This is a genomic window from Pseudomonas sp. SDO5215_S409, assembly GCF_054071325.1.
In genome coordinates, this window is the sequence record NZ_JBSVWN010000001.1 from 201,063 (window position 1) to 218,795 (window position 17,733).

Here is a 17,733-nt window from a genome sequence, read left to right on the forward strand (position 1 = left end):
TTGCCCCTGTTAACCGGGACAACTGCAATAACGTTATTAAACTTTCCACCCCGTATGGCCCAATGCGTCGAGCAAAGTGGGCGCCGTCAGCCCGGGTACGCACACCCCCTTGTCGGTGCTCATGTCTTCACCGGCCAATATCGCATTAATGATCGCTTCTTCGACCGCCTCTGCCGCCGCGCTGAACAACGGCGAGATGTGATCGTTATTGACCATTTCCAGCGGCGTGCAAAAGGCTAACCCCTTACGGTTGTAGTCGGCCGCCGGTAAATCGCGGTTGCCGGTGGCGAACGCCAGGAACAGGTCGCCACTGGAGTCTTCGGTGCCGCCCCCCGTGCGGGCGATGCCGATCGAGGCTCGTTGCGCCAGGCGCTGGCATTGATGGGGCAGCAAAGGCGCGTCGGTGGCGAGGATCACCACGATCGAGCCCATGCCCGGCGTGCCGCGCTCGGCGAACGGTGAAGCAATGCCCATCAAATGGCGCCCCACCGGGTAACCGTCGACCCGCAGCTCGCGGCGCTTGCCGTGGTTGGCCTGCACTAGCACGCCCACGGTCCAGCCGCCCTGCTCTGCTGGCAACCGCCGCGAGGCCGTGCCGATACCGCCCTTGAACTCATGGCAGATCATCCCGGTGCCGCCGCCCACCGCGCCTTCCACCACGGCGCCGGTGTTGGCGTCGGCCAAGGCCTCACGCACATGTTCGGGGCCCACGTGCTGGCCCCAGATGTCGTTGAGCAGGCCGTCGTAGGTTTCCATCACCACCGGCATGCACCAGTACACCGCCGGGTCTGCCAGGCTTTCGCGCTCCAGGGCGATCAGTGTGTCGCGCACCATGCCCACGCTGTGGGTGTTGGTGATCGCCACGGGCGTGGTCAACAGGCCCGCCTCGCGCACCCACTCAAGGCCTGTGGCATCGCCGTTGCCGTTGAGCACGTGATAGCCAGCAAAACACGGCTGCTCGCGCGCAGCCCCCGCCCGGGGCTGGATGGCGGTGACGCCGGTGCGCACCTGCTTGCCGTCGATGCAGGTCTTAATGGTGCTGTGGCCCACCCGAACGCCCGGGACATCGGTGATGGCATTCCATTCGCCGGGCGTTCCCGTCCCGACGGTGATGCCCAATTGACGTGCACGCATAACCTCTCCTTACAGTTTCTGAAACGCCGGGCTGAACCGGCCGCTGATGCAATACAGGATCACCGACAGTGCCAGCAGGCCGGTGATCATCATGATGTCCCGCGCGCTGGCCGCCAGGACCTGCTCGAACAACAGGTAACCGGCCCCCGCCACCGCCAGCAACGCCGGCATCGGCCACGCGGGCATGCGATATGGGTGCGCCCGATCGCGCAGCAGTACCCGGCTCAGTAACGCGCAAAGGGCCACGATCAGGTACACCAGCATGATCAGCAATACGCTGAAAGACGTCAGGGCCTCAAGGTTCGAGCTGAAACTGAGCACCGCCGACGGCACCGCCAAAAACAATGTGGCCAGCCACGGCGAGCCCCAGCGCGGGTGGATGCGGGTAAAGCATTGATTGATGGCGGGCGTCCACAACGCATCGCGCCCACTGCTGAACACCACCCGGCCGATCTGGATGACGATGGCGATAATGGCGTTGAACACCGACAGAAAGATCCCGGCACTGACCAGCCGTGCCAGGGTGTCGTTACCGTGGCTGGTCAGCAGGTAGCCGATGGGGTCGGGGCTGCTGATCATTGCGCTCAGGGACGGCGCGCCGATCAACAAGGCGCTGATGGGCACCAGTTCGATCGCCACCACCAACGCCAGTGACCAGAGCACGGCCTTGGGCACGCCGAGGCCCGCGCATTTCATGTCTTCGGCCAGCACCACGGCCGAGCCGTAACCGTTGTAGGAAAACAGGCCAATGCCGACCGCGCCAATCACCAACGTCCAGGACGCCAGGTGCAGGGCGCCGTTTTCGACGATCTGCGGTTGCAGCAACACGCTCACCGGCTGCACCGGGTTGCCGAACCCGAGCACCACGATCACCAGCAGCGCTGCCACTTCCAGCAACAGGCAACTGCCGGTGATCCAGGCGTTGAGCTTGATATTGAGGATGCCCAGGCCATAGCTGCACACCACGATGGCCAGGGCCACGGTTTGCGCGTCGAACTGCGTGCCCAGCGCGTTATTGAGGTAGGTGGCCGCGCCGGTGGCCAGTACCGGCGGGATAAACAACAGCATCACCAGCACGGTCAGAAACGTGGCATAACCCGCCATGCCGCCAAACACCCGCTTGGCGTACACGTATTCGCCGCCCGCGCTGTTGTGGGCGCGGCCCAGCTCGGCGTAACAGTAGGCGAACATCAACGCCAGCAGCCCGGCCGCGACAAAGGCCAGAAACATCCCGCTGCCCGCCTGCTGAATGGCAAACGGCGCGATCACAAACACCGAACTGGCCGGGGTCGCTGCCGAAACGGTGATGGCCACTACGTCGAACACGCTCAGGGGGGGTTTCAACACGCCGTTGGGCGCGGGAGAAGTGCTCATATCGTCATCCTCTTTCGTTGTTCTTGGTGTGAGGCAGAAACGAAACACGGGGCAAGACGCCCACCGAATGGTGACGAAACTAAACGCTATGTTTATGTCAGCCAATTCCCCTATTGGCGTACTCCCCTTGACGACACCCGCCAAAAGCCGAACCCTTGCGCCCTGTTCTTTGCACTGGAGCGGCCATGAGCCTGTTCAGCGAAGTCGGCCTGCACGCGGGCCTGGGCCGCACCGTCACGCACATCGGCACCGAGCGGTTCTGGAAACACCTGGTGTTGTTGCTGCATCAATGCCTGCCGTTCGATAACGCGCTGGCGATTTTCTATCCGCTGCACGGGCCGCCCCAGGCGTTGGAGGAATACGACGCGCAGCCAAGCAGCAAACCGGCGTCGATGCTGGTTTACCTCAACGGTCTTTACCTGCTCGATCCGTTTTTTCAGGCCTGCCGCGAAGGGGATGCCAGCGGCGTGTACCGCCTGGAAGAAGTGGCGCCGGACCACTTTCGCCAGAGCGAGTACTTCCTCAATTACTTCCACGACAACGTGCTGGAGGATGAGCTGCAGTTCATCCTGCAACTGCCGGGGGTGGGCGCGTTGTCGTTGTCGCTGGGCATGCAGCAGCGCTTCAGCGCCGAGCAGACGGGCTTGATGACGATGCTCTCGGCCTGGGTGCTGCCCTTGATGCAACAACACTGGCAGCAAAGCACCCGCACGGCGCCGGTGCCCATGGCCAACCAGATCCGCGATGCACTGGGGCAGTTTGGCAGCGGTGTGTTGTCGGAGCGCGAGCTGGAAATCGCCCGGTTGGTGTTGCGCGGGTTTTCATCCAAGGCCATGGCCGAACGGCTGGGCATCTCGCCGGACACCGTCAAGGTGCACAGGCGCCATGTGTACGCCAAGCTCGATATCGCCTCGCAGCCGGAGCTGTTTGCGTTGTTTATCCAGTCGCTGGGGCACGACCTGGAAAACCCCTGAGCCCGCTCACCACCAGGGGATGTGGGTGGTGAACGGGTGAGTGTCAGCGGCCGGTGCGAATGGTGTTCCAGACGCGTGTGCGCACCCGGTCAATGTTCAGCGGCATGGCTTCCAGGGCAAACAATTTGCCCATCATTTCGGGGCTTGGGTACACCTTGGTGTCGCTTTTGATCGCAGGGTCCACGAGGCTGTCTGCCGCCGCGTTACCGTTGGCGTAGTGCACGTAGTTGGTGATGCCAGCCATCACGTCCGGGCGCAGCAGGTAGTTCATGTAGGCGTAACCGGCCTTCTCGTCAGGTGCGTCGACGGGCATGGCGACCATGTCAAACCAGATCGCGGCGCCTTCCTTGGGAATGTTGTAGCCGATGTTCACACCGTTCTTGGCTTCCTTGGCGCGGCTTTCGGCTTGCAGGATGTCGCCGGAAAAACCGACCGCCACGCAGATGTCGCCGTTGGCCAGGTCGGCGGTGTATTTGGAGGAATGGAAGTACGCCACATAAGGCCGCACCTTCATCAGCAGGTCTTCGGCTTTTTTGTAGTCCTCAGGCTTTTTGCTGTGGGGCGCCAAACCCAGGTAATTCAGGGCTGCGGGCAACAGTTCGGGGCCGTTGTCGAGGATCGCCACCCCACACTTTTGCAGCTTTTGCATGTTCTCGGGCTTGAAGATCAGGTCCCAGGAGTCCACTGGCGCGTTGTCGCCAAGTACCGCCTTGACCTTGTCGATGTTGTAGCCAATGCCTGTGCTGCCCCACAGGTACGGAAAACCGTGGGCGTTGCCCGGGTCGTTGTTTTCCAGGGCCTTGAGCAGCACCGGGTTGAGGTTTTTCCAGTTGGGCAACTGGCTCTTGTCGAGTTTTTTCAACGCACCGCCCTGGATCTGCCGGGCCATGAAATGGTTGGACGGGAACACCACGTCGTACCCCGAATTGCCCGTCATCAACTTGCCGTCCAGGGTTTCGTTGCTGTCGTACACGTCATAGGTGGGCACCACGCCGGTGTCCGCCTGAAAGTGCTTTAAGGTGTCCGGCGCGATGTAGTCCGACCAGTTATAGATTTTCACCGTTTCGGCGGCCTGGCTCAGACCGGCGACAAACAACAGGGGCAACAGGGCAATGGGTTTCATGGTTCGATTTCCTGGCGGTTTTAGGGCTGTTTTTATGGCAGGCGATCAAAGATCAGAACGTCAGAGGATCAATACGTAGGTCTTGCGCACGGTTTCCTGGATGTCCCAGATACCGGTGCTGTTGGCCGGTAACATCAGTGCATCACCGGCTTGTATATGGACGGTTTCACCGTTGTCGGGGGTGAAGGTGCAGCGGCCCTTGATGAAGTGGCAGAACTCTTGCGACACGATCTGCCGACGCCAGCGCCCGGGGGTGCATTCCCAGATGCCGGTTTCGACGCCGTCGCTACGCTCCACGCTCAAGGTCGAGGCCACGGCCACCACGTCGCTCAAGGGCACGGCCACGGGGGATGAGTCCGGCAGGTGGGCGCTCAAGGTGTCTTTGAATTGGGTGATGCTCATCGGTTTTCCCTTATTGAAATGAAACGCCTTAGTGCATGAAGCCTTCCATGAAGCCCGCGATCCCGCTGGCCAGCTTGCGCCGCCAGGGGGCGGTGTTGGGGTTGGCCAGCACCTGGTCTTCGTGGACAAAACTGCGAATGATCGCGTTGTAGCCTAGCCAACGACAGGGTTCTGGCTCCCAGGCCTTGAGCACGCTCGGGCCTTGGCCGTTGAACACCCAGGGTTGCTGGACCAGGGCGGTGTCGCGGCCCAGGATCAGGTCGGCCAGCGTACGGCCCGCCAAGTGCGTGGCGCCCACGCCCTCCCCGCCATAACCGCCCGCCAGGGCGATACCGGTGCTCGGGTCGCAGAGCATGTGCGGATGGAAACGCCGCGACATGCCCAGGTTACCGCCCCAGGAATGGGTGATACGCACCTTTTTAAGCTGCGGGAACAGCTCGCCGAACAGGTAACGGCGCAGTTGCACTTCACTGTCGGTGAGGTCGAAGTCATGGCGCAGCTTGCCAGCAAATTGATAGCCCCCGCGCGCCCCGAAAATCAGGCGGTTGTCTGCCGAGCGTTGCCCATAGGTGACCTGGCGGCTGCTTTCGCCAAATGCCTGGCCACGGTTCAGGCCGATTTCGTCCCAGGTGCTGACTGGCAATGGCTCGGTGGCGACAATCAGGCTTTGCACCGGCAACTGATAACGCCCCAACAGGGCCAGGGTGTTGGCGTAGCCCTCCACCGCAGGCACCACCCACGAGGCGCGCACCGACGCCTTGGCCGTGCGCAGGCTGCCGGACTGCCAATGGGTGACGGCGCTGTTTTCGTAGATGCGCACGCCCATGGCCTCGACCACCCGCGCCAGGCCGCGCACCAGCTTGGCCGGATGAATGGTGGCCACGTGGGAAGCAAAGATGCCGCCGTAGGGCTTGGCGATACGGACCTGTTCGGCCAATTGCTTGGGGTTGAGCCAGCGGTAATCGTCGTCGGTCAGGCCCTGGCCATGCAGCTTGGCCAGGTAGGCGCGCAAGGTGGCTTCTTGCTCGGGGTAGCGCGCCGCGCAATACAGCACGCCACCTTTGCGGTAATCGCACTGGATGCCTTCGCGTTCCAGGACGCTGCCCACTTCATCGGGAATGCCGTGCAACAACGCGTAAGAGGCCTGGCGCTGCTGCGGTGACAGCCCGGCGAGCAGGCGGTCTTCGCCCAGCAGGTTGCCCATGAGCCAGCCACCATTGCGGCCAGACGCGCCGAAACCGGCGGTTTGCGCTTCGATGATGGCAATGTTCAGCTCGGGCGCCAGGCGCTTGAGGTAGTAGGCGGTCCACAGGCCCGTGTAACCCGCGCCGATGATGGCGACATTGACGTCCAGGTCCTGTTCCAGCGACGGGCGTGCCACCAGCGGCTCTTCAAGCTGGTCCATCCATAAACTGATATTGCGCCATGCCGGCATGCCGAACTCCATCACCTTGTCTCGATGGCGCGATCCTAGGGCCTGGCCTCAGGGGCTGTCTTGCGCGCGTGCACGCAGGGAAATTTGTTTGACGTAGGCCTTGGGTGACAACCCGGTGTGCTGGCGAAAGCAGCTGTAGAACGCCGACAGCGAATTGAAGCCCGCGGCAAAGGCCAGCTCATCGATACGGATCGGCGGCCTCGCCTGGTCCAGCGCCGCGAGCAGGTGGTGCAGGCGGGCCTGGTTGACGTAGCGGTAAAAGCTCTGGCCCAGCACCTGGTTGAGCAGGTAGGAGATCTGATTGCGGCTGTAACCGCATTCCTTGGCCACCCGTTGCAGGTCCAGCTCGGGGTCGAGGTAAGGTTGCTGACGCTGGAAATACTGCTGCAGGTCGTTGGCCATGTAGCTCAACTGCTGAGGCGACAAGCCCAGGCGGCTGACGGTGGGCCGCAGGGTTTCAGCGCGGGTGCCCGGCTGTTCGTGCACCAGGGAGGCGTACTCATTGACGCGCCAGATCAGGCCGTCGCGCACGGTGATGGCTTCGCTGGTGCGAAACGACACCAGGCCCTGGCCGCCGCGCAGGGTGATGCGGTACTGGATGAACGCCGTATCGCCATCGGCGCGAATGCGGTCGGTGTGTTCGATGGCTTCGTCGGGGCCACGCGGCATGCTGGCGCGCAGGTACTCACGCAACTCGTCGAAACCCACGACACGGTTCTGGAAGAAATCGTGGTACTGGATCTGCCGATGGTAGTAGGACATGACGCCGTCCAGGTCCCGGTGTTTCCAGCACAGGTGGTGGCGCAGCACGAGTTCGCCGGTGGCTTGGGTTTGCCGGGCGTCATCGTCCACAGCGATGTTGGGCATGGCAGGCTCTGCAACGGTAAACCCCGGAGCTTGCCGAACTTTCACAAGCGATTCAATGGCCAATTGACAGTTTGAGTAATGGCCATTTGCCCCGAATCGCGTAGGACATGACGGACATCAAACTTCCCGGGGACAACGGCCAGAGGGCGCAAAAAAACTGCAATGCCAGGTGCGAACGAGTGCTATTTTAAGCCTTCACGCTGCCAGTATCCGAGACGACCTGGCGCCCCTGCCGCGAGCTAAAGGAAGCGCTCAATGAACAAGGTGGGCAACATGAACAAAGTGACCTTTCCCAATGCCTGCCAGCTGATGCGCTGGCATTTTCACCCCATGGGTTTTGAGGCGAGCATGGACGCGCCCGGCAGTATGATCGCCCGCCTGTTCGACCGCGCCAGCGGAGAAACCCTGATCGCCATCGCCGGCATCCCTTGCGCCACGGTCATGAACGCCAGCGACGTAGAGCGCATCATCGAAGCGGTCGAGGACGAGCTGGAATCGTTTGTACCGCCGCACTCCTTGCGCGCCTGAACCCATTACTTCTTGGCGCGCCGATCATCAAAGAACGGTTTGTCTTGCGCCACCCGGTCTGAGGCCTTCGGCACTTTTGCAGTGCCGCCATCCTGGCCTTCGACATACCAATAGCAATGGCTCACTGCCCGGGTAATGCCCACATAGGCCAGCCGCAGCACCTCGTCGCGCTGCGCGCTGTCGTAGGGCTCGGCGTCGCCGTCCTTGCCCAGCCCGGCCATGCGATAAACCTGGTTTTTGTACGGCGAGCTGGTCAGGTGCTGGCAATCGCCCAGCAGGAACACGGCATCCGCTTGCAACCCTTTGGCGCTGTGATAGGTCAGCTGTTTGAGGCGACGCAAGGCAGGCGACAAGCTAGAATCCACATTAACTACCGACTTAATATGCTCTTGAATCAATAGCTTATCGCTACTTTTTCGATACAGCATTAACACCGAATCGCCTTGCTGATAATGCTGCTCCAGCTGGCGCGCCAAGGCAGCATCGTCGCGATCGAGCACCGCCACCGGCACCAACGCCTTGGGCGCCCCGCTGGCCTTGGCCTTTTTGCCACTGATGGCTGGCGCGGCCTTGACGATGTGTTCCGCGGCATCGATCACATGCTGATGGCTGCGGTAGTTCTCGGCCAACATCACCCGCGTGGTGCTGGGCGACACAAACTCGTTGTTGAACGCCATAAAGTAATGAGGCGAACTGCCCCGCCAGCCATAGATCGACTGCCAGTCATCGCCCACACACAGCAGCGAGGAGCGCTGCGCGCCGCGCCCCACGTGCATGGACGGCCCTCGACTGCGGATTTCACGCAGGCTGGCACGAAGCCACGACACGATCTGCGGCGAGACGTCCTGGAATTCGTCGATCATCAGGTGTGACAGCGGCCGCAACAGCGCATCGCTCAGCAGCTTGAAGTTTTCCGGGGTGTTTTCGCCAAACAGCGAAAACATGCGGTTATAGGTCATGACCGGGGGCGACTGGTCCAGCAAGTGGTCTTCCAGGGCCTTCCAGAAAATGCTCAGCGCTTCAAAAAAGAACCGGTCCGGATCATCCTTGGCAAAGCTCATGCGCCCCACAGCCGTGGGCACGTCCAGCCCGAGGTTTTCAATAAACGTGGCCGCAGCCACAAAACTGTCCAGCAACGGCGCCGAAGTCAGTTCGCCCTTGACCTTGTAATCAAAGCCGGGACCTGCGCTTGCGTCGGCGGCCAGGCTGCTTAAAAGATGCTTGGACGATTCGTAACTGTCTAGCCATATCAATGGCTTACGGCAAAAAGCTTGAAACAACGTGCGCTTGACCGCCCACTCTGCGCGCACAGACAACTTGGCGCCCGGCCGCGTGATCTGCGCGTTTGCTCCCGGGTCAAAGCCCAGCACGACCCAGGCATCCAGCTCGGCGATATAGCCGTGGCAATGGAACACCGAGCCGTTGATATCGAATGTCTGGCGATTGGGCTCGATGCCCTTGATCGGCCAGGCACCGGCGCGAAACCACAGGTCTTCGATCACATCGCACAGGTCTTCATCGCGCTTGGCCGCAAGCTCGGTGACGGCGATGCGCTTTTGCACGTCCGGGTGGTCGCGCTCAAGCGCCTTGAGCTGTAACGCGTGGCGTGCCAGCGGCGCGATCAGCTCGCGAAAGCGCTCATGGCGCGCGTGCAAGCGGTGGTAACAGGCATTCAGTTGCTGGCGCTGGGCCTCGTTGATGCGCAATTCAAACGGGTTGCTGTCGGCCTCATCAAACCCGGCGTCGGCGCGCGCGCCAAGGTTCTCGAACGCCTGCAAGCGCTCAAAGCCCGGCAGGCTGCGCACCATGGGCAAAATGCGTGAATGAAACGTGCGCACCACCGCCTGGGCTTCGTTGATAGCCAAGGGCTGGCCCCATAACCCGAAGATCTCCATGAGCTTGGCGATGAAGTCTTTGCGCGATTCGCGGGTGAATGTCACCACGGTCATCGAACTCAGCTCAAACCCCAGGTAATGGGTGAGCAGCAAAATACGCAACACCAGCGAGGTGGACTTGCCGGCACCGGCGCCAGCAATGACCGATGTCGACGGCGTGTCGCTGAAGATCATCTTCCACTGCGCCGCGCTCGGCTGGGCGTGCGCGGGCAACAGGCGCGCCACGTCGGCCTTGATACGCTTTTTGAGTTCGGCGGTGAGCGGCAGGCGCCAATCGTCGAACAGGGCATCGTCCACGCCCGGTGCGCGGTGCTCATCCGGACGAAAGTCGCGAATCAACAAAACCTGGCGGCCTTTCTCGATACCGTCCGCATGGCCCTCGCGGTAGCCGTACTCCACGCCCGCCTCATGCCCACTGCGAAATCCGTCAGCCTGGCCGTGCAGCCACGAGAACCGGTGCTGGGCACGCAGACGCGTCAGGCCGTGGCCAAACAGGCGTGCGGCGAGCCGTTTCAACAAGGGCATGTCGGCCAGCGGCCGCAATTGGGGAGGCAGATCGGGGGTGTGTTGCGGCACGCGGACTCCAGCGAGGCGGGTTTTGACAAGGGCGCTATGGTCGCTGGAATCGACGCCCAGTTCCAGCCAATTGCTTTGCGCTCATGCAGTTAGGCGATGAAGTGAAGACCGGCTCTAGGGTTTAACATCGAAAAAACTGATAAGATCACGGCACTTTTTACGCTTTTTATCGATTCGGCGCTGTTGGAAGATAAGCCCCATCAACAGGAGACGATCATGCTTGAACTTCGACCTTTCAACTCCCTGGGCAAGGCCCATCACGGTTGGCTGGATGCTCATCATCATTTTTCCTTCGCCCAGTACCACGACCCCAAACGGATGCACTGGGGCAACTTGCGGGTCTGGAACGACGACATCATCGCACCCGGCACCGGGTTCCCCCAGCACCCGCATCAGGACATGGAGATCATCACCTACGTGCGCGAAGGCGCCATCAGCCATGCCGACAACCTGGGCAACAAAGGCCGCACCGAGGCTGGCGATGTGCAGGTGATGAGCGCCGGGACCGGGATCGCCCACAGCGAGTACAACCTGGAAGACACGCCAACGACGATTTTCCAGATCTGGATCATTCCCGACGAAGCAGGCCTGCCGCCATCGTGGGGCGCCAAGCCGTTTCCCAAAGACGACCGCGAAGGCTTCGTGACCCTGGCCAGCGGCAAATCCGGGGACGTGGAAAGCTTGCGCATCCGGGCCGATGCACGCCTGGTAGCAGCCAACCTGAAAGCCGGGGAAAGCGCCGAATACCGGCTGGAAAAAGGCCGCCGGGCGTACCTGGTGCCCGCAACCGGGGCGATTGATGTCAATGGCGTGCGTGCACACGCACGAGACGGCGTTGCCGTGGCGGATGAGGACGTCTTGCGGGTGACCGCCGTCGAAGACAGCGAGATCGTACTGGTCGACCTGGCTTGAACAAACGAGGCGCTGGTACGCCAGCGCCCCGCTGCCGTTGGCTTATGCGCTGATCGCGCCGTCCACCAACACCTGGGCTTCCTGCACCAGTTGCTTGAGGTGATCTTCACCGATAAAGCTCTCGGCGTAGATCTTGTAGATGTCTTCGGTGCCCGATGGCCGCGCGGCGAACCAGCCGTTTTCGGTCATCACCTTCAACCCGCCAATGGCCTGGTCATTGCCCGGCGCATGGCTTTGGATCTGCTGGATGCTTTCACCCGCCAGTTGCGTGGACGTGACCTGCTGCGGCGACAATTTGCCGAGCAAGGCTTTTTGCGCAGGCGTGGCCTTGGCGTCCACCCGAATGGCAAAAGGCTCGCCGAGGGCGTCTGTCAGCCCGCGGTAGATCTGGCTCGGGTCCAGGCCTTTGCGCGAGGTCATTTCCGCGGCCAATAGGGCCGGGATCAGGCCGTCTTTGTCGGTGCTCCACACGCTGCCATCTTTACGCAGGAATGACGCACCGGCGCTTTCTTCACCGCCAAAACCGAGCGAGCCGTCAAACAGCCCGTCGGCAAACCATTTGAACCCCACCGGCACTTCGTACAGGCGTCGGCCAATATTCTTGGCCACACGGTCGATCAAGCCGCTGCTGACCACGGTCTTGCCCACGGCCGCGTCGGCGCGCCACTGAGGGCGGTTCTGGAACAGGTAGTCGATGGACACCGCCAGGTAGTTGTTCGGCGCCAACAGGCCGCCCGACGGGGTGACGATGCCATGGCGGTCGTGGTCCGGGTCGCAGGCGAAGGCCACGTCAAAACGGTCCTTGAGGCCGATCAGGCCTTGCATGGCGTAGCTGGAGGACGGGTCCATGCGGATCTGGCCGTCCCAGTCGACGCTCATGAAGCGGAATGTCGAATCGACTTCGGTGTTCACCACGTCCAGGTTCAAACGGTAATGTTCGGCAATCGCCGACCAGTAGCGCACCCCTGCTCCGCCCAACGGGTCGACACCCAGGCGCAGGCCGGCGCTGCGGATGGCGTCCATGTCGATCACGTTGATCAGGTCGGCCACGTAGGTGTTGAGGTAATCATGACGGTGGGTGGTGTCGGCTTTCAGCGCCTGTGCGTAGGACATGCGCTTGACCCCGGCCAGTTTATTGGCCAGCAGCTCGTTGGCTTTGGCTTCGATCCACTTGGTGACGTGCGTGTCGGCCGGGCCGCCATTGGGCGGGTTGTACTTGTAGCCGCCACTTTGCGGCGGGTTGTGCGACGGCGTGATCACAATGCCGTCCGCCAGACCGTGGGTGCGACCCCGGTTGTAGCAGATGATGGCGTGGGACACCGCAGGCGTCGGGGTGTACTCGTCGCCCTCGGCCAGCATCACGTGCACGCCGTTGGCCGCCAGCACTTCCAGCGCACTGGCGCCGGCCGGGGTGGACAGCGCGTGGGTGTCCAGGCCAACAAACAGCGGCCCGTCGATGCCGTGGGCCTCGCGATACAGGCAAATGGCCTGACTGATGGCGAGCACGTGCCATTCGTTAAAGCCCAGGTCGAATGAACTGCCACGGTGCCCGGAGGTGCCAAAGGCCACGCGTTGGGTGGAGATCGCTGCATCAGGCTGGCCGGTGTAATAGGCCGTGACCAGTCGCGGGATGTCTACCAGCAGTTGAGCTGGTGCCGGCTTGCCCGCAAAAGGACTGATAGTCATGCAATAACCTCGGAAAAGAGAAGGATTCGGAAAAGGATCGCAGTTTACTGAGAGTTGGACTGCTGCGCGACGTTATAAATCCTACAGCTTTTAGAGATCTTTCTGCCTAGCCCAGCTGTGCCTGGCGCAATGCCCGGGCCAGTTCGTCCAGGGCGATGCTCAGGTTGTGCTGGCCATCAAAGGTGTGGCTCAACCGCAGGTGTTGCGCGTGCAGGCCGCTCACGCTGAACAGCTCGCCCGGTGCCACCACCACGTGTTGGGCCAACAGGCGCTGGAACACCTGGCGCATGTCCACCGGTCGCTCGGCCCGCAGCCAGAACGTCGCACCGGCAAGAGGCATGCGGTAGCTCACGCTGTCGCCCAGGTGCTCGTCCAGGCGTTGGCTCATCAAGCGGGCCTGCTGCTGAAGTAGCTGGCGCAGGTGGTCGAGGTGCTGGTCGATCCGGGGGCCTTGGTACAGGCGGGCGATGGCGCGCTGGCGAATCGAAGACAGGCGAAACGAGCGCAGCAGGAACTGGCGCTGCAACTCGCTGCGCAAGTGACGCGTCAGCAAATACCCAAAGGGCGCTTCGGGCCCCAGGACTTTTTCGAAAGTGGCAAACACCAACAACCGCTCCGGGTTGACCAGCTCGCGCAGCGCTTTGGGGGGCGCGTCGAAACACAGCTCGCCGCCGGTGTCGTTTTCCAGCAGCCAGCACCCATAGTGGTCCAGCAGGCTGGCGACTTGCAGGCGCTCGGCCTGGGGCATCACCGCGCCCGAGGGCAGGCTGACAGCAGAGGAAAGCACCACCAGATGCACCGGCTCGTTGCGCAGCAGGTGTTCAAAAGTCGTCAGGTCCAGGCCACCCTCCGGCCCTAGGGGCAGCTCGATAATGCGCACGCCTGCGTCCTGCAGCAGCCGCAGGATCAGCCACTCGCAGGGCGACTCAACCAGCACCGTCGCACCTTTGAGCCCCAGCACTTCAATGAGGATTTCCAGCACCCCGCGCAGATCCGAGCCGATGTACACGTCATCGGCCTGCCAGCAACGCGTGGGCGAGGTGGTGTAGCGCGCCGCCAGTGCCGCGCGCAATTCCCACACGCCCGCAGGCTGGGACCAGGGCTGCAAACGGCTCGGGTATTGGCGCACCAATTCGCGCTCCAGCAGCAGCAAGGCGCCGTCCAGCGATGCCAGCAAGGCCGGTTCGTCACCGCTGAGCACCAGCGCACCCGGGCGCCTCGCGCCGGTGTAGAGGCGCTCCAGCAGGTCGCCCCCGGTGCAGCCCGGTGCCTGGGCAGACACCGGCCAGGCGTAATAACCGGACTTGGCCACCGAATACACACGGCCTTCTTTTTCCAGCAGGGAATAGGCGTATTGGATGGTCGAGATCGACACACTCAGGCGATCGGCCAATTGCCGCAACGACGGCAGTTTGACCGGCACGTCCGTGCTGATCTCGTTGATCAGGCTGATCACGTAGCGGTAGACCGCCTGGTAGGCGAAGTCGGTCTGCCGCTCACCTTTCAAGGTCATCGCTGCGGCCCGGTCGACGGCATGCCCTTAACGCCCGGACAACTGGCAGGCCCGTGCCTCGTTGCTCAGCATGAAACGGGCTGCACGCGAGCCCGCGCCCTCATGCCCCGGGCTCGTGCGGGTTGGCCGATGGCGATACAGGTGTTGCAGCAACGCCATGGGCAGGCCGCTGATATCGGCGAGCCACTGCTCGAGCATGTCGGCGCACGGCTTACCCTGAAGCGCCTTGTGCAACTCGGGAAGCACCACCAGCATGCCGGGATGGCATTGGCGCAGGTAGCTTTCCAACCGCTCGCCATGGTGGATGAACGGCGAGAACAGCAGGCAGGTCAGTTGGTTTTCATCCAGGCCAAAGAATTCCTGAGCGTAGGTGGCTGACAGAATCCGCCCATCAGGGGTGCCTGCCTGCGCCAACAGAAGGTCCGGGATATTTCGACGACGCAGGTAGGACGCTGCCTGCTGGATAAAACCTTCAACGCCCTCCTCGTAGGAAAGCTCCCGCAGGCTTTGTGCTTGCAAACCGCGCAAATGCGCCATCAACAGCGGGTTGGCATAGGTCGGATTGCTGAAATGAAAACCGAATTCATCGGGTGTGTAGGCCAGGAACTCGGCGAGTACGCCGGTCGAACCGGGGTTGACGTCTTCCAGCAGGTCGGCAATGCCGATATAGGCCAGGGGCCGCTGAACCTCGGGGCTGAAGAGTTCGCGTTCCTGGTAATGGTCCCCGTACAGGGCTTGGTAATAACCGGCGCTCCACTCGTCCATACGCGTGAACAGCGCACCAAGCGCCAAGGGCCGACGCGGCGCGACGTACACGCCTGCGCCCTGCACGGTTTTCTTCAGCCAGGCGAGGTACTGGCGCTGCTTGCGCGGGCTGTCGCCACTGACCAAGGCGTGCACGCCGCCGTTCCATGCCGCAACACGCTGGTAAAAATCGCCCATGGCCATGTAGGCATCGTTACACAGGGTGGCCCGAATATCCCCCGATGTCAGGTGCCCCACCATCAGCATATTGCGTCGGCTGGCGCTCTGGCCGGCGCTGGAAACCGGGCGCAAATGGTTGAAGGGCAAGACTTCCTGGTGTTCCACCATCAGCAATTCCACACGGGGGTCATCGTGGAAGAACAATGCGCTGTAGCCGCGGTGAAGGGTGTCGAGGGCTTTCTGGCTCATGCCGGGGTGGCGCAACGTGGCGACCCGCAGGTGGAACGTCTTGGGCGAGCGACCCGCAATCGTCAGCTGTGCAGCCCGCAGCAGTGCCACGGTGTAACTGCTGACCTGCCCGCCGCCGTGAACCACCAGCACCTTGTAATTGCCCACCTGCTCCATACCGCCCGCCGCCACGGTAATGCGTTGAATCAAGAGTTGAAGGGCTGTTCGTTCGTCACGGGAGAAGTAAGCGGTCAACCGTTGCAGCACTTGTTGATAAACATAGTTCATGGCTTGTTCGTGAATAGTGCTCATAAGTTTTACTACCTGATTTGAGGTACCAGTTCCAAGCAAGCGTTACAGTGTTTGCTCGATGTAATGCGTCTGCAGGGGTGACGTTTGCTGCGTCTGTGCTGTCAATTAACGTTAGCACCGCGCAACAAAGCGAAACATGCAATTCCTGGGAAAAGCCGACTCGCCAGAACCGCTGAAACCAGAGGGCTCCTTGCCCTTGGCGGCCCAGCGACCCGGCCTAGGAACGTTCCGACAGCGTCCTACGTTCTTTTAATTCACAAACTAAGGAAGTATCTGACACGACTAACTTAGTAAGCACAGGACGCGCCAAGTACGCAGCACTCCGAAACAAGCTTTTTAGTCCGCGCCCGGCCCCCATCACGTTATGGGTTGTAGCGGGCACGGCTTCTAACTTCAGACATTCAATCATTGCTCAGTCCTTGAGATGACATTGACGGGGCAATTATCGAGACTTGAATAATGATTAACAGATACAGAAGCCTGGCAAAAACCAGTTCAGACCGCAAAACACCTGGGCGGCGCGCGCGCTCATACGACAATGCCGCGCTGCAATCAGGCGCGGCATCGGGGGGCAACAGCTTCGTTTACGGGGTATGGCGGGATAAAGGCGATGGAGGGCAAGCCCCCTCTACCGCCCGGCAAATGGCGTAATTGCCCCCTTCACGCGGGGACGGGAACATTCGTTTGCGAATATTCCCACAACTCAAACAGCTTCTACCTGCAACGCAACCCGCTCACGGCACGGGCATTCGCCCATGTAACGGTGCGCCTCGACGAACTGGTTAAACTCAAACACCGTGGTTTTCAACGGCGTCAGCACGCCATCGGCAGTCAACTGGTTGATGTCACGCAAGGCACGTTGCAGCGCAACATGGTCCTGGATAATCCCCAGTTCCGGCTTGCCGGTGAAATTGCTGATGCAGTGCACAAAGAACTGAATGTTCTTCTGAAAGGCCGCGCACGCCGGGAACGGTGTCTGGTTGCCCCCTTGCAGGCCGTACAACACCAGGCTGCCCCGCGGCGCCAACACGTCGCCCAGCAAGGACATCTGCGGGCCGCCGAGGCCGTCAAACACCGCGTCTACGCCCCGGTTGTCGGTCAGCTTGTTGATTTGCATCAGCAAGTCCTGCTCTTCCGTGACGATGACCTTCTCGGCGCCCAGCGAGAGCAGGTATTCACGCTCGTCGCGGGTCTTGGTCGCCGCAATCACCCGCGCACCCAAGGCCTTGCCCAGTTGCACGAACGAGGGGCCGGCGCAATGGCTGGCGTCTGTCACCAGGGCAAATTGCCCGGGCTTGACCCGCGCCAAGTCAACATAAGCAAAGTAGGCCACCAGCAACGGCGTGTAGTACACACTGGCTTGCACCGGGCTCAAGATATCCGGATAACGGGTCAGGGCCGAACGGGGCAGCACAATCTGCTCACCATACACGGGGTAATCATTGGGGCTTTCAGCAGGGAAGCTGGCGACTTTGTCACCGACGTTCAGGTCTTCAACACCCTCACCCACTGCCACCACCACACCGGCCATTTCATGGCCAAGGCCGGAGGGCAGGCGGGCATGAGACGACGCCAGGTTCTGGCGCCAGAGAATGTCGTACCAGCTGATGCCAATCGCTTCGACACGCACCTGCACTTCGCCCGGTGCAGGCTGCGCGGCTGCATGCTCTTCGCATTTGAGCACCTCGGCCGGACCAAACTTGTGAAAGCGGATCGTGCGGGACATCGCAAACCTCGTCAAAGTAACCTCTATTGACACGAACTCTATATGGGCTTTGGAGGCAAGGCCACCGGTCGCTATTAATAGTCGACATGCCTGTCATTGATTCCGCACATGCGGAAAACGCTTC

At 61.6% G+C, this 17,733-nt stretch carries 14 protein-coding genes; 3 read left to right on the forward strand and 11 right to left on the reverse strand.

The features are described 5' to 3' along the window. Nucleotides 1-36 precede the first annotated feature (36 nt). Together ACW9H9_RS00620 and ACW9H9_RS00625 are read right to left on the reverse strand one after the other, a co-directional pair. Nucleotides 37-1,134: a DmpA family aminopeptidase gene (locus tag ACW9H9_RS00620; protein ID WP_457340975.1), complete on the reverse strand. Its 1,098-nt coding sequence runs from the start codon at nucleotides 1,132-1,134 to the stop codon at nucleotides 37-39. Nucleotides 1,135-1,143: 9 nt separating this feature from the next. Beyond that, nucleotides 1,144-2,508, reverse strand: coding sequence for an APC family permease (locus ACW9H9_RS00625; protein ID WP_457340974.1), 1,365 nt, complete (start codon nucleotides 2,506-2,508; stop codon nucleotides 1,144-1,146). A gap of 185 nt (nucleotides 2,509-2,693) precedes the next feature. Here ACW9H9_RS00625 and ACW9H9_RS00630 point away from each other — a divergent pair, with 185 nt between their 5' ends. Further along, nucleotides 2,694-3,482, forward strand: a complete 789-nt coding sequence (locus tag ACW9H9_RS00630; protein WP_457340973.1) for a response regulator transcription factor — start codon at nucleotides 2,694-2,696, stop codon at nucleotides 3,480-3,482. A 43-nt stretch (nucleotides 3,483-3,525) separates the two neighbouring features. Here the strand turns inward: ACW9H9_RS00630 and ACW9H9_RS00635 are convergent, their stop codons facing one another. The 4 genes from ACW9H9_RS00635 to ACW9H9_RS00650 are packed head-to-tail and all read right to left on the reverse strand — an operon-like array spanning nucleotide 3,526 to nucleotide 7,309. Next, nucleotides 3,526-4,605, reverse strand: a complete 1,080-nt coding sequence (locus ACW9H9_RS00635; protein WP_457340972.1) for a polyamine ABC transporter substrate-binding protein — start codon at nucleotides 4,603-4,605, stop codon at nucleotides 3,526-3,528. 60 nt (nucleotides 4,606-4,665) lie between these two features. Next, entirely contained in the window at nucleotides 4,666-5,007 is a 342-nt protein-coding gene (locus tag ACW9H9_RS00640; RefSeq protein ID WP_457340971.1) for a cupin domain-containing protein, read from the reverse strand. A gap of 28 nt (nucleotides 5,008-5,035) precedes the next feature. Then, the gene (locus tag ACW9H9_RS00645) at nucleotides 5,036-6,442 is read right to left on the reverse strand and encodes an NAD(P)/FAD-dependent oxidoreductase (RefSeq protein ID WP_457340970.1); all 1,407 of its coding nucleotides are present in this window, start codon (nucleotides 6,440-6,442) and stop codon (nucleotides 5,036-5,038) included. Nucleotides 6,443-6,490: 48 nt separating this feature from the next. Further along, nucleotides 6,491-7,309, reverse strand: coding sequence for a helix-turn-helix domain-containing protein (locus ACW9H9_RS00650; protein WP_457340969.1), 819 nt, complete (start codon nucleotides 7,307-7,309; stop codon nucleotides 6,491-6,493). A 255-nt stretch (nucleotides 7,310-7,564) separates the two neighbouring features. Here ACW9H9_RS00650 and ACW9H9_RS00655 point away from each other — a divergent pair, with 255 nt between their 5' ends. Next, nucleotides 7,565-7,837, forward strand: coding sequence for a DUF1652 domain-containing protein (locus ACW9H9_RS00655; RefSeq protein WP_457340968.1), 273 nt, complete (start codon nucleotides 7,565-7,567; stop codon nucleotides 7,835-7,837). A 5-nt stretch (nucleotides 7,838-7,842) separates the two neighbouring features. Here the strand turns inward: ACW9H9_RS00655 and ACW9H9_RS00660 are convergent, their stop codons facing one another. Next, entirely contained in the window at nucleotides 7,843-10,308 is a 2,466-nt protein-coding gene (locus ACW9H9_RS00660; protein WP_457340967.1) for a UvrD-helicase domain-containing protein, read from the reverse strand. 216 nt (nucleotides 10,309-10,524) lie between these two features. Between ACW9H9_RS00660 and ACW9H9_RS00665 the strand changes: the two genes are divergently transcribed. Further along, nucleotides 10,525-11,220 carry a pirin family protein gene (locus ACW9H9_RS00665; protein WP_457340966.1) on the forward strand — a complete coding sequence of 232 codons (696 nt, stop codon included), beginning with the start codon at nucleotides 10,525-10,527 and terminating at the stop codon, nucleotides 11,218-11,220. A 42-nt stretch (nucleotides 11,221-11,262) separates the two neighbouring features. Here ACW9H9_RS00665 and pgm read toward each other — a convergent pair whose 3' ends face one another. The 4 genes from pgm to ACW9H9_RS00685 all read right to left on the reverse strand — a co-directional run bounded on the left by pgm (nucleotide 11,263) and on the right by ACW9H9_RS00685 (nucleotide 17,609). Beyond that, nucleotides 11,263-12,906: a phosphoglucomutase (alpha-D-glucose-1,6-bisphosphate-dependent) gene (pgm, locus tag ACW9H9_RS00670; protein ID WP_457340965.1), complete on the reverse strand. Its 1,644-nt coding sequence runs from the start codon at nucleotides 12,904-12,906 to the stop codon at nucleotides 11,263-11,265. 106 nt (nucleotides 12,907-13,012) lie between these two features. Further along, nucleotides 13,013-14,419 carry an aminotransferase-like domain-containing protein gene (locus tag ACW9H9_RS00675; RefSeq protein WP_457340964.1) on the reverse strand — a complete coding sequence of 469 codons (1,407 nt, stop codon included), beginning with the start codon at nucleotides 14,417-14,419 and terminating at the stop codon, nucleotides 13,013-13,015. A gap of 27 nt (nucleotides 14,420-14,446) precedes the next feature. Further along, nucleotides 14,447-15,883: a hypothetical protein gene (locus ACW9H9_RS00680; protein ID WP_457340963.1), complete on the reverse strand. Its 1,437-nt coding sequence runs from the start codon at nucleotides 15,881-15,883 to the stop codon at nucleotides 14,447-14,449. Nucleotides 15,884-16,586: 703 nt separating this feature from the next. Next, nucleotides 16,587-17,609 (reverse strand): zinc-dependent alcohol dehydrogenase family protein, encoded by a 1,023-nt coding sequence (locus tag ACW9H9_RS00685; RefSeq protein WP_457340962.1) that lies wholly within the window; start codon nucleotides 17,607-17,609, stop codon nucleotides 16,587-16,589. Between the last annotated feature and the right edge of the window lie 124 nt (nucleotides 17,610-17,733).

Excerpts from the sequence above, each read along its gene's own strand:
- ACW9H9_RS00620 (WP_457340975.1), bottom strand. The coding sequence starts at position 1,134 with ATGCGTGCACGTCAATTGGGCATCACCGTCGGGACGGGAACGCCCGGC.
- ACW9H9_RS00625 (WP_457340974.1), bottom strand. The coding sequence starts at position 2,508 with ATGAGCACTTCTCCCGCGCCCAACGGCGTGTTGAAACCCCCCCTGAGC.
- ACW9H9_RS00630 (WP_457340973.1), top strand. The coding sequence starts at position 2,694 with ATGAGCCTGTTCAGCGAAGTCGGCCTGCACGCGGGCCTGGGCCGCACC.
- ACW9H9_RS00635 (WP_457340972.1), bottom strand. The coding sequence starts at position 4,605 with ATGAAACCCATTGCCCTGTTGCCCCTGTTGTTTGTCGCCGGTCTGAGC.
- ACW9H9_RS00640 (WP_457340971.1), bottom strand. The coding sequence starts at position 5,007 with ATGAGCATCACCCAATTCAAAGACACCTTGAGCGCCCACCTGCCGGAC.
- ACW9H9_RS00645 (WP_457340970.1), bottom strand. The coding sequence starts at position 6,442 with ATGCCGGCATGGCGCAATATCAGTTTATGGATGGACCAGCTTGAAGAG.
- ACW9H9_RS00650 (WP_457340969.1), bottom strand. The coding sequence starts at position 7,309 with ATGCCCAACATCGCTGTGGACGATGACGCCCGGCAAACCCAAGCCACC.
- ACW9H9_RS00655 (WP_457340968.1), top strand. The coding sequence starts at position 7,565 with ATGAACAAGGTGGGCAACATGAACAAAGTGACCTTTCCCAATGCCTGC.
- ACW9H9_RS00665 (WP_457340966.1), top strand. The coding sequence starts at position 10,525 with ATGCTTGAACTTCGACCTTTCAACTCCCTGGGCAAGGCCCATCACGGT.
- pgm (WP_457340965.1), bottom strand. The coding sequence starts at position 12,906 with ATGACTATCAGTCCTTTTGCGGGCAAGCCGGCACCAGCTCAACTGCTG.
- ACW9H9_RS00675 (WP_457340964.1), bottom strand. The coding sequence starts at position 14,419 with ATGACCTTGAAAGGTGAGCGGCAGACCGACTTCGCCTACCAGGCGGTC.
- ACW9H9_RS00680 (WP_457340963.1), bottom strand. The coding sequence starts at position 15,883 with ATGAGCACTATTCACGAACAAGCCATGAACTATGTTTATCAACAAGTG.
- ACW9H9_RS00685 (WP_457340962.1), bottom strand. The coding sequence starts at position 17,609 with ATGTCCCGCACGATCCGCTTTCACAAGTTTGGTCCGGCCGAGGTGCTC.